Raw genomic sequence first — 26869 nt, forward strand, 5'->3', positions numbered from 1 at the left:
CCGGAGTTGCTTTAGCTGTCCAGGTGGGAGATCAGCAGGCGGCGGTTGTCGTCGCCGGTGGCGGCTTTGTGTTCGACGACCAGGCGCGAGTTCTGGCTGTCCAGCGAGATGCCGACCGACAGGATGTCGATCAACAGCAGTTGCAGGATGCGCGAGATCATCGACAGGAAAGTCGTGCTGTCCTCGCTGTGATCCACCGCCAGGCACACGCTGGCCTTCTTGGCCAGCGGCGAATTGCTCGACGTGATGGCGATGACATCCGCCCCCGCCGCACGCGCCGCATCCACGGCCGCCAGCAGATCCGGCAGCTTGCCGGAATTGGAAATGGCAATCACCACATCGCCCGGATTCAACAACTCGGCCGCCAGCGTCAGCAGATGCGAATCGCCATACGCCGACGTCGGAATGCGGAAGCGGAAGAACTTGTGCTGGCCGTCCAGCGCCACCACCCGCGAGTTACCCATCGCGTAGAACTCCACCCGCTTGGCCTTGGCCACCAGCGCAATCGCCTTGTCCAGCGAACGCACGTCCAGCTGGTCGCGGAATTTCAGAATCGCGGAAACAGTATTATCGATTACCTTGGCGCTCAGATCATGCGTGCTGTCGCTGACGCGCACCTGGCTGTGGCGCACGGGAATCGCACCGGTCAGGCTGCTGGCGAACTTCAGCTTGAAATCGGCCAGACCGAGGAAGCCCAGCGAACGGCAGAAACGGATCACGGTCGGCTGGCTCACTTCGGCCAGACGGGCGATGTCGGCGATCGGCTCGTTCAACACCAGGCGCGGCTGCTCCAGCACCAGCTGCGCCACGCGCTGCTCGGCCGGGGTCAGCTCGTGCTGCAGATGCTGCACGCGCTCCATCAGCGTATTGGCGCCGCTGCGTCCGCGCAGGTGTTCGGACAAAATCGTCGCCACGCCGTAGAACGCCGGATTCGGCGTGGTAATCACATAAGTCGGAATCTCCGACAGATAACTGGTGAAACGGCCCTTGGCCTCGAACCGCGTGCGGAACGGCGACGAGGCGAACCACTCGCCCATGCGCGGCACGATGCCGCCGCCGATGAACATGCCGCCGAAAGCGCCCAAGGTCACGGCCAGGTTGGCGGTGGCGCCGCCCAGCATGGCGCAGAAGCATTCCAGCACTTCCAGGCACAGCGGATCCTTGTCGGTCAGCGCGCCGGCCATGATCTCCTGCGAGGTCAGGTCGCGCACCTGGCGGCCGTTGCGCTTGGCGATGGCGCGGTAGATGATCTCCATGCCGGGGCCGGAAATCAGGCGCTCGGTCGACACGTGCGACCAGGTCTGCCAGGCGTACTGCAAAATCGAATATTCGCGCTCGTCGGCCGGCGCGAAGTTGGTGTGGCCGCCCTCCGAACCCAGCGTGACGAAACCGTCGACGGTAGGAATCACGCCCGACACACCGAGGCCGGTACCAGGCCCCAGCACGCCGATCACGGAATTGGACGCCGGCTTGCCGCCGCCTACCTGCATCAGGTCGGACGGTTTCAGGCCCGGCAGCGACATCGCCAGCGCGGTGAAGTCGTTCACCACCAGCAGCGTGTGCAGGCCCAGCGCGCGGCGCACTTCGTCGGTGGAGAATTCCCAGTCGCGATTGGTCATGCGCACATGGTCGCCGCTGACCGGATTGGCCACCGCCAGCGCGGCGTGGTTCAGCGTGATATCGGAGTGGTCCGACAGATAGGAACGCAACATCGCGACGATGTCTGTGTAGTCATCGCACTTGAGCACGCGCACTGCGCGGAACTCGCCGGGGGCGGTCTGCAATGCGAAGCGGGCGTGGGTGGCGCCGATGTCTGCCAGCAGGCGCGGGCCGTCGGCAAAGGCGGTACGGTTCAGTTTTTGATCCACTTCAGCTTGTTTCATCATCGATTCAGTCAAAACAGTAGGCGGAAGCATACCCGAAATACCAGATGTTAAGAAGGAAACGATGCGAAAAGGTATCGCTTCCCCCTCACTACACCTCCCTTAGCGGGCGTAGCCGAACCACGCGCCGAAGGCCGGCAGCTGCACCTGGCCGTCCACCACCGTGCCCGGCAGGCCGTAGCCCTCCATCTGCTCGGCGCCCACCGCCTGCGGCAGCGTGCAGCCGACCGGCTCCGCGCCCAGGTTGAACACGGCGATGATGCCGCGTTCGCCCTCGGCATCGCGGCGCAGCGCCAGCACCGGTTCCGGCGTGTCGAAGAACTGGATGGCGCCGCGCGTCAGCTGCGGCAGCTTGCGACGCCAGGCGATGAACTTGCGCGTGAATTCCAGCGACGAGCCCTCGTCGCCTTCCTGCACCGAGGCCGCCTTGGCCAAGTGGTCCGGCGATACCGGCAGCCATGGCTTGCCTTCGGTGAAGCCGCCGTTGGCGCCGGTGGTCCAGGCCATCGGCGTGCGGCAGCCGTCGCGGCCCTTGAACTCCGGCCAGAAAGTGATGCCGTACGGGTCTTGCAGCAGCTCGAACGGCACGTCCGCTTCGGCGAAGGCCAGCTCGTCGCCCTGGTACAGGCAAGGCGTGCCTTTCAGCGACAGCTGCATCGCCAGGATCATCTTGGCGAAAGCCACCGGCGCGGACGGGCCGCCCCAGCGGGTCGCAACGCGCTGCACGTCGTGGTTGCCGACCGACCAGGAAGCCCAGCCGCCCTTCACGCGCGCTTCGAAATTCTCGACCTGCTTGCGGATGTAGTGCGACGAGCAGGTCGGCACCAGCAGATTGAAGCTGTAGGCCATCTGCAGCTTGTCGCCGTCGGCGGTGTACTCGGCCATCACGGCCAGCGAATCGTCGGCGCCCACTTCGCCGATGGCGACCGCCTTGTACTCATCCAGCAGCACGCGCAGCTTTTGCAGGAACGGCAGGTTCTCCGGACGGCTCTTGTCGTAGACGTGCGCCTGCATGCCATACGGGTTGACGTCGGAAACGGTGGCGGTGTCGCGGTTGACGGCCGGCGGATTGCTGCGCAGTTCCAGGTCATGGAAGTGGAAGTTGCAGGCGTCCAGACGAATGCCGTCGACGCCGCGCTCCAGCCAGAAACGCAGCGCATCCAGGTGCGCCTGCTGCACTTCCGGGTTGTGGAAGTTGAGCTGCGGCTGGCTGACCAGGAAATTGTGTAAATAGTATTGACGACGGCGCGTATCCCACTGCCACGACGAGCCGCCGAATACCGACATCCAGTTGTTCGGCGGATTGCCATCCGGTGCGGGGTCGGACCACACATACCAGTCGGCTTTCGGGTTGTCGCGGCTGGCGCGGCTTTCCTTGAACCAGGCGTGCTCCTCGGCCGTGTGCGCCATCACCTGGTCGATCATGATCTTCAGGCCCAGGCTGTGGGCGCGGGCGACCATGGCGTCGAAGTCGGCCAGCGTGCCGAACATCGGGTCGACATCGCAGTAATCGGCGATGTCGTAGCCGAAGTCCTTCATCGGCGATTTGAAATAAGGCGAAATCCAGACGATGTCCACGCCCAGCGATGCGATATAGTCCAGCTTTGCCGTAATACCAGGTATATCTCCTATGCCGTCACCGTTGGTATCGTTGAAGCTGCGCGGATAAACCTGGTAAATAATCGCTTCACGATACCAATCTTGGGCGTGCGGGGAAACTTGTGTAAGTTGCTTAGTCATAAGAAAATCCTGGGTTGGCAGATCAAGGATGAATTTTGTAGACAATATACATCACGATAGTAGAACAATCAATCCAGACAACCACAGCAGATTAATACAATTAATCCAATTAAATCAATTAGTTATGTGTTTTTACAAAAAACAATAACTAAAAAATAGTAGTCAAACTACACAATCAGGAGAGAGACCAGTGAGCAGTACCACTACCAGCACCGGCAACGGACCGATGCCCCGGCAAATCCCCTACATCATCGCCAACGAAGGCTGCGAACGCTTCAGCTTCTACGGCATGCGCAACATCCTGACGCCGTTCCTGCTCAGCACCCTGCTGCTGTTCGTGCCGATGGCCGACCGCGCCAGCGAGGCCAAGCACGTATTCCACACCTTCGTCATCGGCGTGTACTTCTTCCCGCTGCTGGGCGGCTGGCTGGCCGACCGCTGGTTCGGCAAGTACAACACGGTGTTCTGGTTCAGCCTGATCTACGTGGCCGGGCATGCGTGCCTGGCGATCTTCGAGGACAACCTCAAGGGCTTTTACTTCGGCCTGTTCCTGATCGCGTTCGGCTCGGGCGGCATCAAGCCGCTGGTGGCCGCCTTCGTCGGCGACCAGTTCGACCAGACCAACAAGAACCGCGCCAAGCTGGTGTACGACGCCTTCTACTGGATCATCAACTTCGGCTCCTTCTTCGCCTCGCTGCTGATGCCGGTGTTCCTGCGCGATTACGGCCCGGCCGTCGCCTTCGGCATTCCCGGCATCCTGATGGCGGTCGCTACGCTGGTGTTCTGGCTCGGCAAACGCAAATACATCCACGTGCCGCCGGCCGCGCCGAATCCAAACTCCTTCAGCAGCGTGGCCCGCACCGCGCTGATGAGCAAGCAGCCGGGCCAATCGCGCCCCGGCCTGATGATGGCCGGCGTTGGCGCGCTGGGCGCGGTGGCGTCGCTGTGCATGACGCCGCAATGGGGCTTCGTCATCGCCGCCTGTCTGGCGCTGGTGCTGGTGCTGGCGTTCGGCGGCATCGGCGTGTCGATGCAGCTGGACCGCGCGCGCGGCCTGCATAGCGAAGAGGCGGTGGAAGGTGTGCGCTCGGTGCTGCGCATCCTGATCGTGTTCGCAATGGTGACGCCGTTCCACTCGCTGTTCGACCAGAAGGCTTCGACCTGGATCGTGCAGGCCAATGCAATGAACAGCCCTCTGCTGAACATCTTCGGCTGGGAATTCACGCTGCTGCCGGCGCAGATGCAGGCGGTCAATCCGATTCTGGTGATGCTGCTGATTCCGTTTAATAACCTCGCGCTGTATCCGCTGATGCGCTTCATCGGCATCACGCCGACGCCGCTGCGCCGCATGGGTACGGGCATCGCGATGGCCGGCATCTCCTGGATTGTGATCGGCATGATCCAGCTGCAGATGGATGCGGGCGACAAGGTGTCCATCCTGTGGCAGCTGCTGCCGTATGCGCTGCTGACGCTGGGCGAGGTGCTGGTATCGGCCACCGGTTTGGAATTCGCCTACAGCCAGGCGCCGGCGCCGATGAAGGGCATCATCCTGAGCTTCTGGTATCTGGCCATCACCGTCGGCAACCTGTGGGTGTTGATCGTCAATGCGGGCGTGAAGAACGATGCGGTCAGCGCGTACATCGCCACCAGTGGCATGGGCGTGATCGCGTTCCAGATGTTCTTCTTCGCCGCCTTCGCACTACTGGTCGCCGCCGTCTTCGCGCTGTACGCGATCCGCTACAAGATGGTGGACAACTACCGCAACGAAGGCCCGGCAAGCTTCTGCTATCCGGAGACGGAGAAGGACAAGCCTTAGGGCAACACACCAACCGCCGATTTCGACGAATCGCCAACGACAATTGATAATTGTCGCGTCGACAGGTGGGCGACGGCATAAGCTTTGGGGATATGAATGCAAAGCTGACCACGCCTTTTTGTGCGACGAATATCGCTAGCCACATACGAGTCTTTCGAGAACAAAAGATAATGCTCGATACTGACTTGGCAAATATGTATGGCGTCACCACTGGCAGCCTGGTGCAATCCGTAAAGCGCAATCTGGATCGTTTCCCAGTGGACTTCATGTTCCAACTTGACACTTCAGAGTGGGAGGGTTTGAGATCACAAATTGTGATCTCAAACCCCACCCGAGGCGGGCGCCGCTATGCGCCCTATGCATTTACAGAGCAAGGCGTAGCGATGCTCTCGTCCGTGCTGAACAGCCCTCAAGCAATTGCGGTCAATATTGAAATTATGCGAACTTTCGTGCGCTTGCGCGAAACGGCCACTACAAACAAAGAGGTGTTACTTCGCATAAACGACTTAGAAAGCAAGACCGCCCTGCTCTCATCAAAACATGATGAACTTACACAAGACACATACCTGCATATCAAGCAAATCTTCGAAGTCATTCGGGATTTGAGGGCCTCACCACCACAAAAACCAAAACGTCCAATTGGGTTCGTTACTCCCGACGAGAAATAAGCCCCTCAACCAACAAAGTATCAAAACTACAGATTTTGGATTACCATAACCGGAAAATTCAGGGGTATTTGCCGGTTTTTTGTAGCCGCACTACCTAAATCTATAGTTTTGGAGACGGCAATTATGGGCGGTAAGCATTTTGGGGCGTGGCGGTGGGTGGCTGGAGTTTCTGTCGGTGGTGCGCTTGCGCTGGCCTTCGGGGGCGCCTCGGCCGCCGATAACGCGGCGCTTGCCGCCTGCGACGGTCCGTTCGCGACCGTCCTTCAAGCCAATGCCGCCGCCGATGCGCGGGCTTACTGGCTCAATCGCCAGCTAATCAAATGGCCGGGCACAGATGCCGCCGGTGGCGCTTTCAAACTCTACTACTCAGCTTCCGCCTCGCTGCATGCAGCGCCCGGCGCGCGCGTGTCCGGCGCGGATGGCTTGCTGGATTTGGCGCGGTTTGACGGCGCCTTGCCTGCGGATCTCGCGCAGCGATTCAAGTTCGTCGGCAATGGCGCCGTGCTGGCACTGGCGTCTGCGGATGCGGATGCGGCCCGCCTCGGCGGCGTGCTGACGCAGCAGATCATGCTGGTGCACGAAGCCGACGACGGCACGGTGCGCGACGCCACCACGCTCCAAATCGCCGGCGCGCTCGATGACTTGTACGCCAGCGCCACCAACGCGCATGATCTGGGCGTCAGTGTCGGCAAACAATCCGGCTTCAAACTGTGGGCGCCGACCGCGCAGCGCGTGGCGCTGTGCACCTACGCCAACGGCTCCGGCAAAGCCACCGCCATCACCGCCATGCAGCGCGACGACGCCACCGGCATCTGGTCCGCCCGCCTCGACGGCAACCGCTCCGGCCAGTACTACCAGTACCTGGTGGACGTGGTGGCGCCATCGGCTGGCCTGGTACGCAACCTCGTCACCGATCCCTACTCGATCAGCCTGACCACCGACTCCAGGCGCAGCTACATCGCCGACCTGAACGCCGCCAGCCTGAAGCCAGCCGGCTGGGACAAAACCCCTGCCCCGAAAAAGGTCGCCACCCAATCCGACATGACAGTCTACGAACTGCACGTGCGCGACTTCTCGATCAACGACAACACCGTCAGCGCCGCCAACCGCGGCAAGTACACCGCCTTCACCGAAGCAGGCTCCAACGGCATGAAGCACCTCGCGGCGTTGAGCAAAGCCGGAATGACCGACATCCACCTGCTGCCCGTGTTCGACATCGGCAGCGTGCCGGAACAAGGCTGCGTCACACCAGCCATCCCGCCCACCCTGGCGCCGGACAGCGAAGGACAGCAGGCATTGGTGTCCAAGACCCAGGCCACCGACTGCTACAACTGGGGCTACGATCCCTATCACTACAACGCGCCAGAAGGCAGCTACGCCACCGATCCCGCCGACGGCGCCAAGCGCATCGTCGAGTTCCGCCAGATGGTGCAGGCGCTGCACAAGACCGGCCTGCGCGTGGGCATGGACGTGGTCTACAACCACACCTTCATCGCCGGCCAGAACGAGAAGTCGGTACTGGACCGCATAGTCCCCGGCTACTACCACCGTCTGAACGCCAAGGGCGCAGTCGAACGCTCCACCTGCTGCGACAACACCGCCACCGAAAACCTGATGATGGCCAAGCTGATGATCGACTCCGTCGAACAGTGGGCGGTGCAGTACAAGATCGACTCCTTCCGCTTCGACCTGATGGGCCACCAGCCGCGTGCCGCGATGGAGCAGCTGCAAGCGCGCGCCGACCGCGCCACCGGCCATCACATCAACCTGATCGGCGAAGGCTGGAACTTCGGCGAAGTGGCCGACGGCGCACGCTTCGTGCAAGCCTCGCAGCTGTCGCTGAACGGCAGCGGCATCGGCACCTTCAGCGACCGCGCGCGCGACGCCGTGCGCGGCGGCGGCGCTGGCGACAGCGGCCTGCAAATGATTACGCAACAAGGCTACATCAACGGCCTTGTGTACGACGCCAACGCGCAGGCAGGCGCGCGCCCCGCCGGCGATCTGCTGCAGGCATCGGACCTGGTCAAAGTCGGCTTGGCCGGATCGATCCGCAGCTACCCGCTGCAAACGCACGATGGCAAGACGCAGCAGCTGCAAGACATCGTCTACGGCGGCAACCAGCCGGCCGGCTACGCCAGCGAACCGGGCGAAGTGGTCAACTACGTCGAGAACCACGACAACCAGACGCTGTACGACATCAACGCCTTCAAGCTGCCACGCGCCACCACCAGCGCCGAACGCGCACAGGTTCAGATGCTGGGCGCCGCCATCAACGCCTTCAGCCAGGGCGTGGCCTACTTCCACGCCGGCTTCGACATTCTGCGATCCAAATCGCTGGACCGCAACAGCTTCGAATCGGGCGACTGGTTCAATCGCCTGGACTGGAGCTACCAGGACAACTACTACGGCACCGGCGTGCCGCGCGAGGAAGACAACGGCAAGGACTATGCCCTCATCAAACCGCTGCTGCGCGACGCCGCCATCAAGCCATCGCCCAAGGACATCGCCTACGCGCGCGACGCCTTCCGCGACCTGCTGGCGATCCGCTCCAGCAGCACTTTGTTCCGCCTGCGCACCGCCGCCGACATCAAGCAGCGCCTGCGCTTCTACAACACCGGCAGCGGCCAGGTGCCGACCGTGATCGTCGCCCACATCGACGGCGCGGGCTACGCCGGCGCCAACTTCAAGTCCATCACCTACCTGATTAACGTCGACAAAATCGCGCAGCGCGTCACCGTGGCCGAAGAAAAAAACCGCCGCTACCAGCTGCATCCGGTTCACACGAACATGGCCTCAGCGGACAAACGCGTGGCCTTGGAAGCCAGATACGACGCCGCCTCGGGAACGTTTGCAATTCCGCCACGCAGCGCCGTCGTATTCGTAGAAAAGAAGTAAACAGCGTGCTATCTTTTCGGCTCCCTATCGATCCGGAAAGAGATCATGATGAGACGCAACCACACCGCAGCGCTGCTGCTATCGCTCACGCTGGCCGCCTGCGGTGGCGGCGGTAGTGACCTCGCACAGGCGAACCGTCCACCGGTCGCCATCGCCGGGCCGGCGCAAACCGTCGCCGTCGGCAGCTCGGTCAAGCTGGCCGGCAGCGGCACCGATGCCGACCAGGACATCGTAAGCTATTCGTGGACGATGACCAAGCCGGCCGGCAGCGCGGCCTCCCTGCTCAACTACCACGTCGCCGCGCCGACCTTCTTCGCCGACCTGCCGGGCGCGTACACCGCCACGCTGATCGTCAACGACGGCAAGCTCGATAGCGCGCCGTCCACCGTCACCATCACCGCGCAGTAGCCGGCTCCCGCGACTCAGGGCGTGAAGATTTCTTCTATCGTGGTCTCAAACAGCCGGGCAATCGCAAAGGCCAGCGGCAGGCTGGGATCGTAGCGCCCGGTCTCTATCGCATTGACGGTCTGTCGCGATACCTCCAGTTGTTCGGCCAAGTGAGCCTGACTCCATCCTCGTTCGGCGCGCAGCTCGCGCATGATGTTATTCATCGATCCATGACCCAGCGGCGAAACATGCCGATGACCAGCCACGAGGCTCCCATCACGCCCCAGACAAAGAACATGCTCAGACGTGGATAACCTGCGGTCTCAAGAAATCCATATGTGAACGTGACGCCAGCCGTGACGGCGGCTGCGAGCGTGAAGGTCTCAAGCATGACAATCCGCTGGTACTCGTCCATGCGGCCGACCTGCCGCGCCACCGCCCATATCATCAGAAAAAATCCGATCACTGGAGCCGCCAAAACGGCGGTCTTTAAAAAACCGAAATCCATCGCCGGACCGTACGTCACGGAAGCCATGAGCAGGACCATATAGACCGCGATACTTCCAAACAGCTCGCGCATATACCTTCCGCCAGCCTTACGCTCCGCCGCGGAATATTTCTGCTCCTGTTGAATTTTCATAGGTTCGTCTCCTGTAAAGTATGCTTTACATAGTATGGCCGTAAAAATTCTATGTCAAGCAAACTTTACATCCATCTCTCCATGCTTCCTTGTTTAGCGCACCTCCAATAAACATGGCGGCCGCCGGGGCTTGCGGGTTTCCGGCGATGGCATAGCTGCTACACTAATTCGTCGCCAGCCACCACCGCCCAGGACATGAAACTGCACACGCTCGCACTGCCCGCCCTCCTCTTTGCGCTGACCGCCTCCGCAGCGCCCATCACCGATCCGGTCGAATGGATCAATCCCCTGATGGGCACCGCCAGCAAGCCCGAACTCTCGAACGGCAATACCTACCCGACCATCGCGCTGCCGTGGGGGATGAACTTCTGGACGCCGCAAACCGGCAAGATGGGCAACGGCTGGGCCTACACCTACGAAGCCGACAAGATCCGCGGCTTCAAGCAGACGCACCAGCCGTCGCCGTGGATGAACGACTACGGCCAGTTCGCCATCATGCCGGTGACGGGCAAGCTGCGCTTCACGCAGGACGACCGCGCCAGCTGGTTCTCGCACAAGGCCGAAGTGGCCAAGCCTTACTACTACAGCGTCTACCTGGCGGATGCCGACGTGACCACGGAAATCGCGCCAACCGAACGCGCCGCGCAGTTCCGCTTCACCTATCCAAAAACCGACGAGGCCTACGTGGTGGTCGACGCCTACGACAAGGGCTCCTACATCAAGGTGATCCCCTCGGAACGCAAGATCGTCGGCTACAGCACGCGCTACGCGCGCGGCCCGCTGCCGAAGAACTTCAAGAACTACTTTGTCATCTACTTCGACAAACCGTTCACCTCCACCCGCATCTGGAGCGGCAACAAGCTGGCCGAGGGTGTGATGGAACTGACCAGCGACCATAGCGGCGCCGTGGTCGGCTTCAAGACCGAAAAAGGCGAGAAGGTCGGCATGCGCGTGGCCTCCTCCTTCATCAGCGAAGAACAGGCGGAGCTGAACCTGAAGCGCGAACTGGCGAACGACAGCTTCGACACCACCGCGCAAAAAGGCAAGGACGTGTGGAACAAGACGCTGAGCCGCATCAGCGTGGAAGGCGGCAGCGACGATCAGACGCGCACCTTCTATTCCAGCCTGTATCGCACGCTGTTCTTCCCGAACAAACTGTACGAGATCGACGCCAACAACCAGATCGTCCACTGGAGCCCTTACAACGGCAAGATCCTGCCCGGCTATATGTTCGCCGGCACCGGGTTCTGGGACACCTTCCGCGCGCTCTATCCCTTCCTGAACCTGATGTACCCGTCGATCAACCGCGAGATGCAGGCCGGCCTGGTGAACGACTACAAGGAAGGCGGCTGGCTGCCGGAATGGTCCAGCCCCGGCCTGGCCGACGTCATGATCGGCAATAACTCGGCCTCGGTGGTGGCGGAAGCCTACATCAAAGGCCTGCGCGGCTACGACATCGAAACGCTGTGGCAGGCGCTCAAGCACGGCGCCAACAACGAAGGGCCGATGAGCGCCGTCGGCCGCGCCGGCGTCAAGTACTACAACGAGTTGGGCTACGTGCCGTACGACGTCAAGATCAACGAGAACGCCGCGCGCACGCTGGAATATGCCTACGACGATTTCGCCATCTACCAGCTGGGCAAGGCGCTCGGCAAGCCGCAGTCGGAGATCGGCATCTACGCGCAGCGGGCGATGAACTACAAGAAGCTGTTCGACCCGGAGACGGGCCTCATGCGCGGCAAGAACAAGGATGGCAGCTTCCAGTCGCCGTTCAATCCCTTCAAGTGGGGCGACGCTTTCACCGAGGGGAACAGCTGGCATTACACCTGGTCGGTATTCCAGGACGTGAACGGCTTGGTGGACCTGATGGGCGGACGCCAGAAGTTTGTCGCCAAGCTGGATCAGGTATTCTCGCTGCCGCCGACCTTCGACGAAAGCTACTACGGTGAAGTGATCCACGAGATCCGCGAAATGCAGATCGCGAACATGGGCCAGTACGCGCACGGCAACCAGCCTATCCAGCACATGATCTACCTGTACGGCTACGCTGGCGCGCCGTGGAAGACCCAGTACTGGGCGCGCGAAACCATGAACCGCTTGTACAAGGCCACGCCTGACGGCTACTGCGGCGACGAGGACAACGGCCAGACTTCGGCATGGTATGTGTTCTCGGCGCTGGGCTTCTACCCGGTCACGCCGGTGGTGCCGCAGTACGTGGTGGGTGCGCCGCTGTTCAAGAAGATCACGCTGAAACTGGAGAACGGCAAATCGGTCGTCATCAACGCGCCGGCCAACAGCGACAGCAAGCGCTATGTGAACGCGCTCAAGGTCAACGGCAAAGCCTATGAGAAGAACTGGCTGAGCCACGCAGGCCTGATGCAGGGCGCGGTGCTGGACTTCGACATGTCCGACAAACCGAACACGCGGCGCGCCACCGCGCCGGCCGACGCGCCCTATTCTTTGTCGACCGATCCACAACACTGAAAAACAGCGGGGCTGGAAACCGTGGTATGCTATGGTTTCCAGTTAGCAATTAACGTTTGGTTAATTATAACTAAGGAGCCACGCCCCGCTCCCCCGCAACACCCTCCTTCCCCAGTGCCCAGTCCCGCATTGAATAGCAGCTGACGTTAACCGCCTTCCGGGCATAGACCAGACCATGACTATTTCTTGCCAACTTACTGAATCCCGGCGTCTTGACGCCCTCCATAAACTGGACCTGCTCGATACGCCACCCAGCGAAGCATTCGACCGCATCACGCGCATGGCCACGAGCATCTTCCAGCTGCCGATTGCCGCCATCTCGCTGACCGACGCCGACCGCCAGTGGTTCAAGTCTCGCGTCGGCGTCGAACACACGTCCATCCCGCGCATGCGCGCGCCCTGCGGCAATGTGGCCGACAGCAGCGAGCTGCTGGTGATTCCGGACCTGATGGAGGACGCGTATTTCCGCGACAGCCCATTGGCCGCCAGCGGCGTGCGCTACTACGCCGGCGCACCGCTGATCACCGCCGAGGGACACTGCCTCGGCGCGATGTGCGTACTGGGCCTGGAACCTCGCGAGACCACGCCCCAGGAACTGAGCGCCCTGTGCGACCTGGCCAGCATGGTCATGGCGCAGATCGAGATGCAGCATGCGATGGGCCGCATTGACCCGCTCAGCGGCCTGCCGAACCGCAACCAGTTCATGGAGGATTTCCAGGATCTGCAGCGCGACCGGCCAGCCGGCGAACAGCGGCTGGCGGTGCTGATTAACCTGACCACGCCCGAACAGCTCAGCCACGCCGCGCGCGCGATGAACCCGTCCTACGTGGACGAACTGGTGATCGACGCCGCCCGCTGGCTGCGCGCGGAGGTCGGCGCCCACCGCAATGTCTACCATGTCACCACCACGCAGTTCGCGCTGATCGCGCCGCCCGGCATGACGCTCGCCGCCTATCTGCCGCTGCTGGAGTCGAAGATGGCGGAAGGGCAGTGCCTCGCCAAATCGCGCTACGTCGCCACGCCCACGGTCGGCGTGGCGCCTTTTGAAATCGGCAACGCCGACTGCCTCAGCGTGCTGCGCCAGGCGCAGAGCGCCGCCCACGACGCCATCGATGCGCACGCCCATATCGCGGTGTATTCCGAGGACGCGGATGCGCTGTACCAGCGCCGCTTCACGCTGCTCAACGACTTCGGCTCCGCGCTGGAAAGCCAGGACCAGCTGCGGCTGGTGTACCAGCCGCGCATCGACATCACCACCGGCGCCTGTATCGGCGCCGAGGCGCTGCTGCGCTGGGACCATCCGACGCTGGGCGCCGTCGGCCCTTCAGAATTCATCCCGGTGATCGAACGTTCCGGACTGGCACACGCCACCACCGCCTGGGTACTGGCGACGGCCATGCGCCAGCAGCGCCAGTGGCGCGACCAGGGCTTGCATCTGCAGATGTCGGTCAACGTCTCGGCGGCGAACCTGCTGGAGCCGGACTTTGCCGAAGCCCTGCTGGCGGGCCTGAGGCAGCGCGGCCTGCCGCCCGACTGCATGGAACTGGAGATTACGGAAAGCGCGATCATGGCGCAGCCGGTCAAGGCCCACGCCATGCTGGAGAAGATCGCCGCCACCGGAGTGAAGCTGGCGATCGACGACTTCGGCACCGGCTACAGCAGCCTGTCCTACCTGCAGCGCATGCCGGCCGACGTGGTGAAGATCGACCAGACCTTCGTCATCGGCCTGGAAGACGATACGCGCAAGCAGGCGCTGGTCGCCACCATGATCACGCTGTCGCAAGACCTCGGCCACCGCGTGGTCGCCGAGGGGGTGGAATGCGAGGAAGTGCTGATCTTCCTGCGCCTGGCCGGCTGCGACGAAGCGCAGGGCTTCCTGTTCGCGCGGCCGATGGAGGCGGACGTCTTCACCGACTGGTGTCCCGTCCCCGCCGCCGCTATTCCTGGCCGATCAGCACTACCGCATTACGCGTACCAAATGTGACGCTGCCGCCTTTGACCACGGCGGTTTTTCCTGAGTAGTAGTCCTTGACCTTCTGTCCGTTGGCAAACACGCCGTGCAGATCGATGCGGGCGAGTTTGTCGGTCGGCAGGTCCAGCGCGACGACGACCTTGTCGTGCAGCGCGCCCTGGTCGTAGGTGCGTTTGAATACGTAGGGCTTGGCCTGCAGCTGCTGGTGCACGCCCGCGCCCACCGCCACGTGGGCCTGGCGGAACAGGCCCACCTTGGCCCAGTGGGCGCGCACGTCGGCGATCTTGTAGCCGTCGCGCTGCGCGTTCTGCGCCAGCTCATCCCAGTTCATGAACGACCGCAGTTTGGCGTCGCCGACCGCTTCCGCCACATCGAGCCTGCGCGCGGTTTCGTCGCCGTAGTAGATCTGCGCCGCGCCGGGCGCCAGCAGCAGCTTGTTCGCGCTTTCGAAAGGCTTCTTGCGCGCGGCGTCGAAGGGCTTGTCGTAGTCGTGGGAGTCGAGGTAGTTCAGCACCGAGCGGCCTTCCAGTGCGCCGCCGTGCAGGATGTTCGAATAGCTGCTGAACAGCGTTTCGTAATCCTTCTCCGCGTCGTACACCAGGCCGAAATTGATCAGGCTATTGAAGCCGTTCTGGTAGTAGTTGGCGGTCTGCCCTCCGCCCAGGTCAAACACCTGGCCCTGTGCGATGTTGTAGTTGAAGACTTCCGCCGTCATGTAGAACTTGTCGTCGCTGAGCTTCTGGTCGGGATTAGCGCGCTTCCAGTCCTCGTAAGCCGCGCTGGCGACGATGCCCAGTTCCTTCCACGCCTTGGCCTCGACGTGCTTGACGGTGTCGGCACGGAAGCCGTCGACGCCGTACTTGCGCACCCAGTCCGAATGCCATTTCATCAGGTAGTAGCGCGGCGCGCGCGGATAGCCGGTGCGGGCGAAGAACTCGTTGAGCTCCTTCACCTCGCGCTCGAAGCGTCCTTCGCGCTGCCATTTCGCGGCCAGGTTTTCCGGCAGCTCGACCGGCGTATCGCTGTCGGTGCGGAAGTCCGGCAGGTTCTTCACCAGCGTGCATTCGATGGTGGTCTTGGCATCCTTGTAGGTGCACTGCGGGCCGGTGCGCACCCAGTCTTCCGGCCATACGTAGTCGGTCTCCGTCACGGGGCCGGTCTGGTTCATCACCACGTCCAGCAGCACGCGGATGCCGCGCGCGTGCGCGGCTTCGACGAAGTTGCGGAAGTCGTTTTCCGTGCCCAGGTTGGCGTCGACGGCGGTGAAGTCGGCGGCCCAGTAGCCGTGGAAGCCGTAGGACTTGCCAGTGCCTTCGTCGGTGCCTTCATGGATCTGTTCCACCGGCGGCGACACCCAGATCGCATTCACACCCAGGCTGTCGAAATAGCCTTCGTTGATCTTGTTGGTGATGCCGGCCAGGTCGCCGCCCATGTAGCCGCGCAGCGGGGCGGCATCGGCCTTGCGGCCGTAGGCCAGGTCGTTGCCGACATAGGCGTTGTTGAAGCGGTCGGTCAGCAGGAAATAGACAGTGGCGTTCTCCCACAGGAATGGCTTGCGCGCGGCGGGCTTGGCGGCTGCCGGCGCGGCGATGGCTGTGGTGCAGCTTGCGGCCGCACCAAGCGCCAGCGCCAGGGTCATTGCAAGGGGTGTCAATTTCATGCTGTCGTCCTTTTATCGTGGTTTTATGTGGTGACGGTCGGACGCGCGCGCCCTGTCCATCCGGTGATGCCGCCAACCTGCTCGGCGATGAGTATCAATGCGGATAAGGCCTGCTGCGTCGGCAGGTGGTGGTACACGGGATCGGCTTCGTAGCGCTCCAGGTAGACGCGCAGGGTCGCGCCCTCGGTGCCGGTGCCGGACAGGCGGAACACGATGCGCGAGCCGTTGGTCATCACGATGCGTATGCCTTGCTGCGTCGCCACCGAGCCGTCGACCGGATCGGTGTAGTGGAAATCGTCGGCGAAATCGACCACGTAGTGACCCAGGTCCTGCCCCGCCAGCGTGGCCAGCTTGATGCGCAGGGAAGCCATGAGTTCATTGGCGGCCTTGGGTTCGACGCCCTCGTAGTCGTGGCGCGAGTAGTAGTTGCGGCCGAAGCGCGCCCAGTGCTCGCCGAGCAGCTGCTCCACCGTCTTGCCGCTGACGGCCAGCAGGTTAAGCCAGAACAGCACGGCCCATACGCCGTCCTTCTCGCGCACGTGGTCGGAGCCGGTACCGTAGCTCTCCTCGCCGCACAGCGTGGCCATGCCGGCGTCCAGCAGCGTGCCGAAGAACTTCCAGCCGGTCGGCGTTTCATGGCACGGGATGCCCAGTGCCTGCGCCACGCGGTCGGCCGCCTGCGAGGTCGGCATCGAACGGGCGATGCCTTTCAGGCCGGCGCGGTAGCCCGGCGCCACGGCGGCGTTTGCTGCCAGCACGGCCAGGCTGTCGGACGGCGTGACATCGAACTTGCGGCCGACGATCATATTGCGGTCGCCGTCGCCGTCGGACGCGGCGCCGAAGTCCGGTGCATCGTCCGCCGCCATGATGGCGATCAGCTGCGCGGCGTTGACGGGGTTGGGGTCCGGGTGATGGCCGCCGAAATCCTCCAGCGGCACGCCGTTGATGACGGTGCCGGCCGGTGCGCCCAGCATCCCTTCCAGGATGGCCTTGGCGTAGGGACCAGAGACCGCGTGCATGCCGTCAAAGCACATGCGGAAGCCGCGCCCGAACAAGGCCCGGATGGCGTCGAAGTCGAACAGGCGCTGCATCAGTTCCGCGTAATCGGCCACGGGGTCGATGACCTCCACCGCCATCTGCTCGATGGTGGCGGGGCCGAGACGGTCGATGTCGATGGCCGGGGCGTCGCTGATGCGGTAGCGCGAGATGTCCTCGGTGCGGTGGAAGATCGCTTCGGTCACGCCTTCCGGCGCGGGGCCGCCGGCGGCGATGTTGTACTTGATGCCGAAGTCGCCATCCGGGCCGCCGGGATTATGGCTGGCCGACAGCACGATGCCGCCCAGGGCGCCATGCTTGCGGATCACGTAGCTGACGGCGGGCGTGGACAGGATGCCGCCCTGCCCCACCAGCACCCTGGCGAAGCCGTGCGCCGCCGCCATGCGCAGGATGGTCTGCACCGCCTCGCGGTTGTGGAAACGGCCGTCGCCGCCCAGCACCAGCGTCTTGCCGGCGCAGTCGCCCAGCGTGTCGAACACGCTTTGCACGAAGTTTTCGAGATAGGAAGGCTGCTGGAAGACGCTGACTTTTTTTCGCAAGCCGGAAGTCCCCGGCCGCTGGCCAGGGAATGGTTTGGTCACTACGGTATGTATGCTCATGTTCGCTCCGCACAGGTAAAGGGCTGTATTCACAGCCTCCGTTTTACCTGTTCCGGCAAAACAGCGGCGCGCGAATACGTAGTCACGCGAACAATATTACCTTAGCGGCCCACCGGGTCTGTCTGGTCGCGCACGGCCAGCGTCAGCACACCTGCCACCGCCATGCATACGCCGCCCAGCATCAGGGTCTTGATCGGGTGGCCGGCAAACCAGTGCTTGGTGATGAATCCCAGCAGCACGCCGCTGACGATCTGCGGGATAGTGATGAAGAAGTTGAACACGCCCATGTAGTAGCCCATACGCTTGGCGGGCAGCGCGCCGGCCAGGATCGCGTACGGCATGGTCAGGATGCTGGCCCACGCGATGCCCACGCCGATCATCGGCACGAACAGCATATTCAGGTCATGGATGGCGTAGATGCTGAACAGGCTTACGCCGCCGATGATCAGGCAGCTCATGTGCACGAACTTGCGGCTGGTGCGGCGCGCGAACATCGGCAGCACGAAGGCGGCCAGCGCGGACACGCCGCTGTACACGGCGAACATCACGCCGACGTGGTTACCCGCGTTCTGGTAGGCCACCGATTGCGCGTCGGTGGTGCCGAACACGTTTTCGCCGATGGCGTTGGTGGTGTAGATCCACATCGCGAACAGCGCGATCCAGCTGAAGAACTGCACGGCCGCCAGCTGCACCATGGTCTTCGGCATGCGGGTGAAGCCGCCCAGGATTTCCTTCAGCGCGTGGACCAGGCCCTTGCCCCGGCGCTGGTCAGCGCGGAATGCATCCAGGTCTTCCGGCGGCGTTTCCTTGGCGGTGAGGACGGTCCACAGCACGGCCAGGAAGTAGATCGCGCCGCCGCTGTAGAAGGAGTAGCGTACAGTATCCGGAACGGCGCCGCCGACCGGCAGGTTGCTCACGCCCAGATGGGTGAAGATGGTCGGCAGCAGCGAGGCGATCACCGCGCCCCAGCCGATGAAGAAGGTCTGCATCGCGAAGCCGGCGGTCTGCTGCGAGGAACCCAGCTTGTCGCCGACGAAGGCGCGGAACGGCTCCATCGAGACGTTGATGGCGCCGTCGAGCAGCCACAGGACGACGACCGCCATCCACAGCGCGGAGGAATTCGGCATCAGGAACAGCGCGATCGACGCCAGCAAGGCGCCGATGAAGAAGAATGGACGGCGGCGGCCCCAGGTCGGATGCCAGGTGTTGTCGCTCAGGTAGCCGATAATCGGTTGCACCAGCAGGCCGGTGACCGGCGCCGCGAGCCAGAACAGCGAAAGGTCGTCGGGATTGGCGCCCAGCGTGGAGAAGATCCGGCTGACGTTGGCATTTTGCAGCGCGAAGCCGAACTGGATGCCGAAGAAGCCGAAGCTCATATTCCACAACTGCCAGAACGACAGTATGGGCTTGTTGCTGGAAGAATGCATGCTGCGGGTCCCCGACTATTTTGAATTTGTAGCAAAATAACACGCAGCTGAATGCATGTCAATTGAAAGAGTTTCCCAGTAAAATAAAGGAAACAAGCCATCCCAAGGGCAGGATTTTGTAGTCAAATGTAGCCAAACAACAAAATCAAAACAACCTCAGAGACCAACTACTTACATGAAAAGCAACTCCATCGCCACACTCGCGGCCGCGCTGCCGCTGCTACTCATCAGCCAGGCTGCACAGGCGCAGAACGCCAACCGCCATTTCGACAGCGCCACCCGCCGCGACGGCCTGCTGGAAGTCCACACCAGCGACGGCAGTTACCTCATCAAACCCTACTCGGCGCGCATCGTCGAAACCACCTTCGTGCCGAACGGCGAGCAGTTGGACCCGGCCTCGCACGCGGTGGTGCTGGCGCCGGCCGCCGTCAAAACCACGCTGGCGACTAAACCCAACAGCATCGAATATGCCACACCCGGCATCGTCGTCACCATTACCAAGTCGCCGTTCCAGATTTCGTACGCCTACCGGGGCAAGCGCCTGGTCGCCGAAAAACTCGGCTACATCAAGGTCAGGGACGATGCGGCCAGCGGCAGCAAGGATATCAACAAGGGCGAGGCACGCGAACTGGAAGGCATCGAGTTCGCGCTGGACCAGGACGAGGCGCTGTACGGCGCCGGCGAGCGCGCGGTCGGCATGAACCGGCGCGGCCACCGCTTCACGCTGTATAACAAGGCGCACTACGGCTACGGCGACAAGTCGGAGCAGATGGGCTATGCGGTTCCGGTGGCGCTGTCGTCGAAGATGTATGCGATCCACTTCGACAATCCGCAAACCGGCTACCTCGATTTCGACAGCAAGCATAACGGCAGCCTGACCTACGAAACCATCGGCGGCCGCAAGACCTACCAGGTGATCGCGGGCGACAGTTGGGAAGACGTGATCGGCAACTACACCAGCCTGACCGGCAAGCAGCCCTTGCCGCCGCGCTGGGCCTTCGGCAATTTCGCGATGCGCTTCGGCTACCGCAATGAAGCCATCGCGCGCGACACCGTCAACAAATTCATCGCCGAGGATATTCCGCTCGACGCCATCGTGTTCGATCTGTTCTGGTTCGGCAAAGAGGTCAAGGGCACGATGGGCAACCTGGAATGGGACAAGGACAGCTACCCCAACCCCACCGGCATGATCGCCGACTTCCAGAAAAAAGGCGTGCAGACGGTGCTCATCACCGAACCCTTCGTCCTCGACACCTCCAGCAAATGGCAGGAGGCGGTCGACAAGAAGGTACTGGGCACGGGCGCCGACGGCAAGCCACTGGTCTACGACTTCTACTTCGGCCACACGGGCCTGATCGATATCTTCGGCAAGCCGGGCAAGGAGTGGTTCTGGAATATCTACAAGGGCCTGCGCCAGCAAGGCGTGACCGGCGTATGGGGCGACCTGGGCGAACCGGAAGTGCATCCGACCGCCATGCGCCACGCCACCGGCAGCGCCGACCAGGTGCACAACATCTACGGCCACCAATGGGCGCGGCTGGTGGCGGAAGGCTACCAGCAGGACTTTCCGACCGAGCGTCCCTTCATCCTGATGCGCGCCGGTTACTCGGGCACGCAGCGTTACGGCATCATCCCGTGGTCCGGCGATGTAGACCGGGGCTGGGGCGGTTTGCAGTCGCAGCCTGAGATCTCGCTACAAATGGGCATGCAGGGCCTGGGCTATATGCACTCGGACCTGGGCGGCTTCGCCAACCCGGTGCTGGACAATGAGCTCTACACGCGCTGGTTGCAGTACGGCGTGTTCCAGCCCATCTTCCGCCCGCACGCGCAGGATGATGTGCCACCGGAGCCGGTCTACCGCGAAGACCGCACCAAGGCCTTGGCGCGCGAGGCGATCCGCCTGCGCTATCGCCTGCTGCCGTATAACTACACGCTGGGCTTCGACAACAACCAGCAAGGCCTGCCGCTGATGCGCCCCATGCTGTACGAGGAACCGGGCAACGCCAAGGTGCGCGCCATGTCCTCGACCTACTTGTGGGGCAAGGACTTCCTGGTGACGCCGGTGCTCAAACAGGGCGCCACCACGGCGGACGTCTACTTCCCTGCCCGCAGCGCGTGGTTCGATTTCTACAACGGCGAGAAGCACGCCGGCGGCGCCACCGAATCGGTGAAGCTGAGCGCCGACCATGTGCCGGTCTATGTGCGCGCCGGCGCCTTCATCCCGATGGCGAAGGTGGTGCAGACCACGCGCGATTATTCGACCAAGCATATCGACCTGCACTACTACCACGACGCCTCGGTGAGCGCCGGCGCGGGCAAGCTGTATGACGATGACGGCACGACCGCGCAAGCCTACGAACAGGGCAAGTACGAACTGCTGAACTTCACCAGCAAGCTGCAGGGCCGCAGCCTGACGCTGCGCGTGGAATCGGCGGTGGGCACGCAGTACCAGCGCCCGGAACGCAGCATCGCGCTGCAGGTGCATAACATCACGGCCCACCCGTCGCTGGTACGCGTGGACGGCAAGCCGGTCATCTTCGTCTGGGACGAAGCGGCCAAGGTATTGAACATCACCCTGCCAGCCAGCAGCCAGCCTGGCCGAAGTGTCGCCATCACTTTGTAAGCGTGTATGATTATCGGCCATCGAATCGACCGGTTCGATGGCCAAGTAAAACTACACAGGGAGATGCCAGTGTCACCAAAAATCATCAGCACGCTGTTCGCGCTCAGCGCCATGACAGCCGCCAGCACCACCGTGCTGGCTGCCCCCGCAAAAAAACCCACCGTCGCCGAAGCCGAGCGCTTTCTGGCCGACACCGAGGAACGCCTCAACAAGCTGAATAACGAACAGGCCAAGGGCGCCTGGGTCGGCTCCAACTTCATCACCGACGACACGGAAGCCATCGCCTCCTTCTTCGCCGAACGCTATCTGACGGCGGCGGGCGAAGCGGCGATCGCGGCCCGCCGCTTCAACGGCTTGAAGCTGCCGGAAGCATCGGCGCGCAAGATGATGCTGTTGCAGCAAACGCTGGTCTTCGCCGACGCCAAGGAACGCGAACAATACGCGCAGCTGCAGGCGGCGATGAACGGCGCCTACGGCAAGGCCAAGTACTGCCCGAAAAAAACGGATGGCACGGCCGGCGCCTGCATGCCGCTGGGCGAAATGGAGAAAGTCCTGGCCAGCAGCCGCGATGAGGCCAAGCTGAAGGAAATGTGGACCGGCTGGCACGCGCAATCGCCGGCCTACAAACAGAAATACACCGAGTACGTCGCGCTGTCGAACAAGGGCGCCAAGCAGATGGGCTTTGTCGATACCGGCGCGATGTGGCGCGCGCAGTACGACATGCCGCCGGAAGCCTTCTCCGCCGAGATGGAGCGCCTGTGGCAGCAGGTCAAACCGCTGTACGATGCGCTGCACACCTACACCCGCTACAAGCTGCGCCAGACCTACGGCCCGGACGTGGTGCCGCTGACCGGCCCTATCCCGGCCCACCTGTTCGGGAATATGTGGAGCCAGAGCTGGAACAACCTGTATCCGCTGCTGAAGCCCGCCACCGGCGCCAGCAGCTTCGACCTGGGCAAGGTGCTGGAAGAGCGCAAGACCGACGCCAAGCAGATGACGCAGTACGCGGAGCGCTTCTACACCTCGCTGGGCATGCAGAAGCTGCCGGAGACGTTCTGGGAACGCTCGCTGCTGACCAAGCCGCGCGACCGCGACGTGGTGTGCCACGCTTCGGCCTGGCCGCTGAACGAGAAGGATGATGTCCGCATCAAGATGTGCATCACGCCGACGGCGGAAGACTTCACCACCATCCACCACGAACTGGGTCACATCTACTACTTCCTCGGCTACACCAAGCAGCCCTACCTGTTCCGCAACGGCGCCAACGACGGCTTCCACGAAGCCATCGGCGACACCATCGCGCTGTCGATCACGCCAAGCTATCTGCAGAAGGTCGGCCTGATGGACCAGGCGCCGGACGCCAACGCCGACATCGGCCAGTTGCTGGAGCGCGCGCTGAGCAAGGTCGCGATCCTGCCGTTTGCCTACTCGGTCGACAAATGGCGCTGGGACGTCTACTCCGGCAAGACCAAGCCGGCCGACTACGACAAGAGCTGGTGGCAGCTGCGCGAGCAGTACATGGGCATGAAGCGCCCTGTGGCCGCCGACGCCAGTGGCGCAGGCTTCGACGCCGGCGCCAAGTACCACGTGGCGGCGGACGTGCCGTATGCGCGCTACTTCCTGGCCGATATGCTGCAGTTCCAGTTCCATCGCGCGCTGTGCCGCGAAGCCGGCTACACCGGTCCGCTGCACCGCTGCTCGGTGTACGACAACGCCAAGGCCGGCGCCAAGCTGCAGCAGATGCTGGCGATGGGCACGAGCAAGCCGTGGCCTGAGGAGCTGAAGGCGATTTCGGGCGAGGACAAGATCGACGGCGGCGCGCTGCTCGACTACTTCGCGCCGCTCAAGACCTGGCTCGATACGCAAAATGCAGCATTCGCGGCGGCCGAGAAGAAATAAGGCCTCCGCAGACGGCGAACCCCGGGCACAAGACTCGGGGTCGCCGATAAAACATATAACGATAGGGAGACAATATGAGTTTGGGACTGGTTAAAAACATCGTCATCGTCGGTGGCGGCACCGCAGGCTGGATGACCGCCGCCGCGATGTCGGCGCTGATTTCCAACGGCTGCAAGATCCGCCTGGTCGAATCCGACGAGATATCGACCATCGGCGTCGGCGAGGCCACCATTCCCGTCATACGCGGCTTCAACCAGTTGATCGGCGTCGACGAAAACGAGTTCCTGCGCCAGACGCAAGGCACCTTCAAACTCGGCATCGAATTCGTCAACTGGAGCAAGCAGGGCGAATCCTATATCCACGGCTTCGGCGTGATCGGCCGCGATCAGCTGCTGGCCAAGTTCTACCAGTACTGGCTCAAGCTTTACCAAGCCGGCAAGGCGCCCGGCGTCGAGCACTACTCGATCAACACCATGGCCGCCAGCATGAACAAATTCATGCGCGCCGCCAGCGACAGCGGCGATTCCCCGCTGTCCGATATCTCCCACGCCTTCCACTTCGACGCCGGCTTGTACGCCAAATACCTGCGCGGCCTGAGCGAAGCACGCGGCGTGCGCCGCACCGAGGGCCGCATCGTCGACACCGTGCTGCGCGCTGACGACGGCTTCGTCGAAGCCATCGTCATGGAGAACGGCGAACGCATCGAAGGCGATCTGTTTGTCGACTGCTCCGGCTTCCGTGGCCTGCTGATCGAAGGCGCGCTGAAGACCGGCTACGAGGACTGGTCGCACTGGCTGCCGTGCGACCGCGCCATCGCCGTGCCGTGCGAGTCGGTCAGCCCACTGCTGCCCTACACGCGGGCCACCGCGCACGACGCCGGCTGGCAATGGCGCATCCCGCTGCAGCACCGGATCGGCAACGGCCATGTCTACAGCAGCAAATTCATGGAGCCGGAACAGGCCGAGTCCATCCTGATGAATAACCTGGACGGCAAGCCGCTGGCGCAGCCGCGCCATCTGAAGTTCACCACCGGGAAGCGCAAGCGCGCATGGAATAAAAACGTGGTCGCCATCGGCCTGGCCGGCGGTTTCATGGAGCCGCTCGAATCGACAAGCATCCACCTGGTGCAGACCGGGATCACGCGCTTGCTGATGATGTTCCCGCACCTGGGCTACGACCAGGCCGACATCGATTCCTTCAACGAGGCCACCGACAACGAGTATGTCGCCATCCGCGACTTTCTGATCCTGCACTACAAGCTCAATGCGCGCGAGGGCAAGCCGTTCTGGGACTACTGCCGCAACATGGAGATTCCGGCGACGCTGCAGCGGCGCATGGATCTGTACCGCAGCAACGGCCGCATCGTGCGCGCCAGCGATGAGCTGTTCACCGAAACCAGCTGGCTGCAGGTGATGCACGGCCAGGGCCTGCGCGCCAAGGGCTACCATCCGCTGGTGGACCAGCGCTCGGAGGCGGACATCGCCGCCTTCCTGGCCAACGTCAAGGACGTGGTGCTGCGCTGCGCCGAACATATGCCGACGCACGAGGAATACATCGCCTCGTGCTGCGCAGCGCCGAAGATGTAGAAACGATCAGCGCCGGGTCGCCGCGCAGTGCTGCGCGATGTACTCGGCGTGGTCCGGCATGTGCTGGACGCACTGGCCGATGACGTCGCGTATGCTCTCCAAATACTTCTCCGCTTCCTCCACCGGCAGCAGGTCCACCAGCGGATCGTAGCCTTCGGGTTTGAGGTTCTGGCCGTGCATCACCTGCAGCCATCCGGCTTCCGCGAACAACTCATTATCGAAGCGCACCACGCGGCCGCGTGCGCGGAACAGATCGAGCTTGTGCTGTAGCGAGTCCGGCACCGGCATCGCCGCGCACTGCTTCCAGAAATCGGAATCGTCGCGCTGATTCAGCTTGTAGTGCAGGATCACGAAATCGCGGATGCGCTCATATTCGAAGCGACTCTGGCGGTTGTACTCATCCACCTCCAGCTGGTTGAATCCACGATCCGGGAAGAACTGCACCAGCCGCGCAATCGACGACTGGATCAGGTGGATGCTGGTCGATTCCAGCGGCTCCAGGAAGCCGCTCGCCAAACCCATCGCCACCACGTTCTTGTTCCAACCCAGCTTGCGCATGCCGGTGCGGAACTTGACCATGCGCGGCTCGGCCAGCGGTTTGCCATCCAGGTTGGCCAGCAGGATCTTCTGCGCTTCCTCGTCCTCCATGAAGGCGCTGCTGTACACGTGGCCGTTGCCGGTGCGGTGCTGTAGCGGGATGCGCCACTGCCATCCGGCGCGGTGCGCGGTGGCCCGCGTGTACGGTGTCAGCGGGCTGACCGATTCGCACGGCACGGCCAGTGCGCGGTCGCATGGCAGCCAGTGGTTCCAGTCCTCGTAGCCGGTCTTCAGCGCGCCGTCGATCAGCAGCGCGCGGAAGCCGGAGCAGTCGATGAACAGGTCACCCTCGATACGCTCGCCCGATTCCATCACCACCGCATCGACATAACCGTCATCGGCGCGCTGCGACACCTGCGCGATCTTGCCCTCGGTGCGGCGCACGCCGCGCTGCTCGCTCACAGTGCGCAGATAGCGCGCATACAGGCTGGCGTCGAAGTGATAGGCGTAGGCGATATCGGACAGCGGAGAATTGGCCAGGTCGCGGCGCGGCGGCATGAACTTGTTGTGGCGCGCTGCCATGCGGGTGATCGAATATTCATCCAGTTCGCGTGCCTTGCCCAGGCCGCGCAGACGCTGCCAGTACTGGTCGAAGCGCACCGTCCACAAGTCCTGGCCCAGCACGCCGAAGCCGTGGATATAGCGGTCGCCCAGCTTGCCCCAGTTGACGAATTCGATGCCCAGTTTGTAGCTGCCCTGGGTGGCCTTCATGAATTCCGCTTCGTCGATGCCGGCCACTTGGTTGAAACGCTGGATCATCGGTATGGTGGCTTCGCCGACGCCGACGATGCCGATTTCGTCGGACTCCACCAGGCGGATGTTGTACTGCCCGCGCAGGATGGTGGACAAGGCGGTGGCGGTCATCCAGCCGGCGGTGCCGCCGCCGACGATCACGATGTTCTTGATAGCTGCTTGCTGCATAAGTCAGGCTCCAAAA

17 protein-coding genes are annotated in these 26869 nt (G+C 62.8%); 9 read left to right on the forward strand and 8 right to left on the reverse strand.

What is annotated here, in order from left to right; translation table 11 throughout:
- Positions 1-11: 11 nt before the first annotated feature.
- Complete coding sequence (locus tag GEV02_RS18895) at positions 12-1883, reverse strand: glucokinase (RefSeq protein ID WP_043481341.1); 1872 nt, start codon at positions 1881-1883, stop codon at positions 12-14.
- Positions 1884-1985: 102 nt separating this feature from the next.
- A complete protein-coding gene (locus GEV02_RS18900) occupies positions 1986-3623 on the reverse strand; it encodes an alpha-amylase family glycosyl hydrolase (protein ID WP_152839421.1) in 1638 nt (545 codons plus the stop codon).
- A gap of 226 nt (positions 3624-3849) precedes the next feature.
- Between GEV02_RS18900 and GEV02_RS18905 the strand changes: the two genes are divergently transcribed.
- The 4 genes from GEV02_RS18905 to GEV02_RS18920 all read left to right on the forward strand — a co-directional run bounded on the left by GEV02_RS18905 (position 3850) and on the right by GEV02_RS18920 (position 9410).
- Entirely contained in the window at positions 3850-5439 is a 1590-nt protein-coding gene (locus tag GEV02_RS18905; protein ID WP_152839490.1) for a POT-type proton-dependent oligopeptide transporter, read from the forward strand.
- 92 nt (positions 5440-5531) lie between these two features.
- Complete coding sequence (locus GEV02_RS18910) at positions 5532-6107, forward strand: ORF6N domain-containing protein (protein ID WP_152839422.1); 576 nt, start codon at positions 5532-5534, stop codon at positions 6105-6107.
- Positions 6108-6230: 123 nt separating this feature from the next.
- Positions 6231-9002, forward strand: a complete 2772-nt coding sequence (locus GEV02_RS18915; protein ID WP_152839423.1) for an alpha-1,6-glucosidase domain-containing protein — start codon at positions 6231-6233, stop codon at positions 9000-9002.
- A gap of 45 nt (positions 9003-9047) precedes the next feature.
- Positions 9048-9410: a PKD domain-containing protein gene (locus GEV02_RS18920; protein WP_152839424.1), complete on the forward strand. Its 363-nt coding sequence runs from the start codon at positions 9048-9050 to the stop codon at positions 9408-9410.
- Between the two features lie 14 nt (positions 9411-9424).
- Here GEV02_RS18920 and GEV02_RS18925 read toward each other — a convergent pair whose 3' ends face one another.
- Entirely contained in the window at positions 9425-9613 is a 189-nt protein-coding gene (locus GEV02_RS18925) for a helix-turn-helix transcriptional regulator (protein WP_070269199.1), read from the reverse strand.
- Complete coding sequence (locus tag GEV02_RS18930; protein WP_152839425.1) at positions 9610-10029, reverse strand: hypothetical protein; 420 nt, start codon at positions 10027-10029, stop codon at positions 9610-9612. Before GEV02_RS18930 ends, GEV02_RS18925 begins: the two co-directional genes overlap by 4 nt.
- Before the next feature lie 195 nt (positions 10030-10224).
- On the opposite strand from GEV02_RS18930, the gene GEV02_RS18935 reads away from it, so the two are divergent.
- Positions 10225-12513, forward strand: a complete 2289-nt coding sequence (locus GEV02_RS18935; RefSeq protein WP_152839426.1) for a GH92 family glycosyl hydrolase — start codon at positions 10225-10227, stop codon at positions 12511-12513.
- A 175-nt stretch (positions 12514-12688) separates the two neighbouring features.
- Positions 12689-14497 (forward strand): sensor domain-containing phosphodiesterase, encoded by a 1809-nt coding sequence (locus tag GEV02_RS18940; RefSeq protein ID WP_152839427.1) that lies wholly within the window; start codon positions 12689-12691, stop codon positions 14495-14497.
- Here the strand turns inward: GEV02_RS18940 and GEV02_RS18945 are convergent.
- From GEV02_RS18945 to GEV02_RS18955, 3 genes are all read right to left on the reverse strand, one after another.
- Positions 14451-16145 carry an alpha-amylase family glycosyl hydrolase gene (locus GEV02_RS18945; protein ID WP_152839428.1) on the reverse strand — a complete coding sequence of 565 codons (1695 nt, stop codon included), beginning with the start codon at positions 16143-16145 and terminating at the stop codon, positions 14451-14453. The two genes, GEV02_RS18940 and GEV02_RS18945, sit on opposite strands and share 47 nt — an antisense overlap.
- 23 nt (positions 16146-16168) lie before the next feature.
- Complete coding sequence (locus GEV02_RS18950; RefSeq protein WP_152839429.1) at positions 16169-17800, reverse strand: alpha-D-glucose phosphate-specific phosphoglucomutase; 1632 nt, start codon at positions 17798-17800, stop codon at positions 16169-16171.
- 101 nt (positions 17801-17901) lie between these two features.
- Positions 17902-19227 (reverse strand): MFS transporter, encoded by a 1326-nt coding sequence (locus tag GEV02_RS18955; protein WP_152839430.1) that lies wholly within the window; start codon positions 19225-19227, stop codon positions 17902-17904.
- A 175-nt stretch (positions 19228-19402) separates the two neighbouring features.
- On the opposite strand from GEV02_RS18955, the gene GEV02_RS18960 reads away from it, so the two are divergent.
- From GEV02_RS18960 to GEV02_RS18970, 3 genes are all read left to right on the forward strand, one after another.
- On the forward strand, positions 19403-21850 hold the full coding sequence (locus tag GEV02_RS18960; RefSeq protein ID WP_152839431.1) for a TIM-barrel domain-containing protein: 2448 nt from the start codon (positions 19403-19405) through the stop codon (positions 21848-21850).
- Positions 21851-21913: 63 nt separating this feature from the next.
- Complete coding sequence (locus GEV02_RS18965; RefSeq protein ID WP_152839432.1) at positions 21914-23749, forward strand: M2 family metallopeptidase; 1836 nt, start codon at positions 21914-21916, stop codon at positions 23747-23749.
- A gap of 74 nt (positions 23750-23823) precedes the next feature.
- On the forward strand, positions 23824-25335 hold the full coding sequence (locus GEV02_RS18970) for a tryptophan halogenase family protein (RefSeq protein WP_152839433.1): 1512 nt from the start codon (positions 23824-23826) through the stop codon (positions 25333-25335).
- Between the two features lie 6 nt (positions 25336-25341).
- Here GEV02_RS18970 and GEV02_RS18975 read toward each other — a convergent pair whose 3' ends face one another.
- A complete protein-coding gene (locus tag GEV02_RS18975) occupies positions 25342-26853 on the reverse strand; it encodes a tryptophan halogenase family protein (RefSeq protein ID WP_152839434.1) in 1512 nt (503 codons plus the stop codon).
- Between the last annotated feature and the right edge of the window lie 16 nt (positions 26854-26869).

It is taken from the genome of Rugamonas aquatica, assembly GCF_009380215.1.
Classification (GTDB): Bacteria; Pseudomonadota; Gammaproteobacteria; order Burkholderiales; family Burkholderiaceae_D; genus Rugamonas; species Rugamonas aquatica_B.

What these genes read in the sequence shown, in the direction of transcription:
- GEV02_RS18955 (WP_152839430.1), bottom strand. Translation starts at nt 19,227, where the DNA reads ATGCATTCTTCCAGCAACAAGCCCATACTGTCGTTCTGGCAGTTGTGG.
- GEV02_RS18895 (WP_043481341.1), bottom strand. Translation starts at nt 1,883, where the DNA reads ATGAAACAAGCTGAAGTGGATCAAAAACTGAACCGTACCGCCTTTGCC.
- GEV02_RS18970 (WP_152839433.1), top strand. Translation starts at nt 23,824, where the DNA reads ATGAGTTTGGGACTGGTTAAAAACATCGTCATCGTCGGTGGCGGCACC.
- GEV02_RS18950 (WP_152839429.1), bottom strand. Translation starts at nt 17,800, where the DNA reads ATGAGCATACATACCGTAGTGACCAAACCATTCCCTGGCCAGCGGCCG.
- GEV02_RS18905 (WP_152839490.1), top strand. Translation starts at nt 3,850, where the DNA reads ATGCCCCGGCAAATCCCCTACATCATCGCCAACGAAGGCTGCGAACGC.
- GEV02_RS18940 (WP_152839427.1), top strand. Translation starts at nt 12,689, where the DNA reads ATGACTATTTCTTGCCAACTTACTGAATCCCGGCGTCTTGACGCCCTC.
- GEV02_RS18960 (WP_152839431.1), top strand. Translation starts at nt 19,403, where the DNA reads ATGAAAAGCAACTCCATCGCCACACTCGCGGCCGCGCTGCCGCTGCTA.
- GEV02_RS18935 (WP_152839426.1), top strand. Translation starts at nt 10,225, where the DNA reads ATGAAACTGCACACGCTCGCACTGCCCGCCCTCCTCTTTGCGCTGACC.
- GEV02_RS18915 (WP_152839423.1), top strand. Translation starts at nt 6,231, where the DNA reads ATGGGCGGTAAGCATTTTGGGGCGTGGCGGTGGGTGGCTGGAGTTTCT.
- GEV02_RS18920 (WP_152839424.1), top strand. Translation starts at nt 9,048, where the DNA reads ATGATGAGACGCAACCACACCGCAGCGCTGCTGCTATCGCTCACGCTG.
- GEV02_RS18945 (WP_152839428.1), bottom strand. Translation starts at nt 16,145, where the DNA reads ATGAAATTGACACCCCTTGCAATGACCCTGGCGCTGGCGCTTGGTGCG.
- GEV02_RS18925 (WP_070269199.1), bottom strand. Translation starts at nt 9,613, where the DNA reads ATGAATAACATCATGCGCGAGCTGCGCGCCGAACGAGGATGGAGTCAG.
- GEV02_RS18930 (WP_152839425.1), bottom strand. Translation starts at nt 10,029, where the DNA reads ATGAAAATTCAACAGGAGCAGAAATATTCCGCGGCGGAGCGTAAGGCT.
- GEV02_RS18965 (WP_152839432.1), top strand. Translation starts at nt 21,914, where the DNA reads ATGCCAGTGTCACCAAAAATCATCAGCACGCTGTTCGCGCTCAGCGCC.
- GEV02_RS18900 (WP_152839421.1), bottom strand. Translation starts at nt 3,623, where the DNA reads ATGACTAAGCAACTTACACAAGTTTCCCCGCACGCCCAAGATTGGTAT.
- GEV02_RS18910 (WP_152839422.1), top strand. Translation starts at nt 5,532, where the DNA reads ATGAATGCAAAGCTGACCACGCCTTTTTGTGCGACGAATATCGCTAGC.
- GEV02_RS18975 (WP_152839434.1), bottom strand. Translation starts at nt 26,853, where the DNA reads ATGCAGCAAGCAGCTATCAAGAACATCGTGATCGTCGGCGGCGGCACC.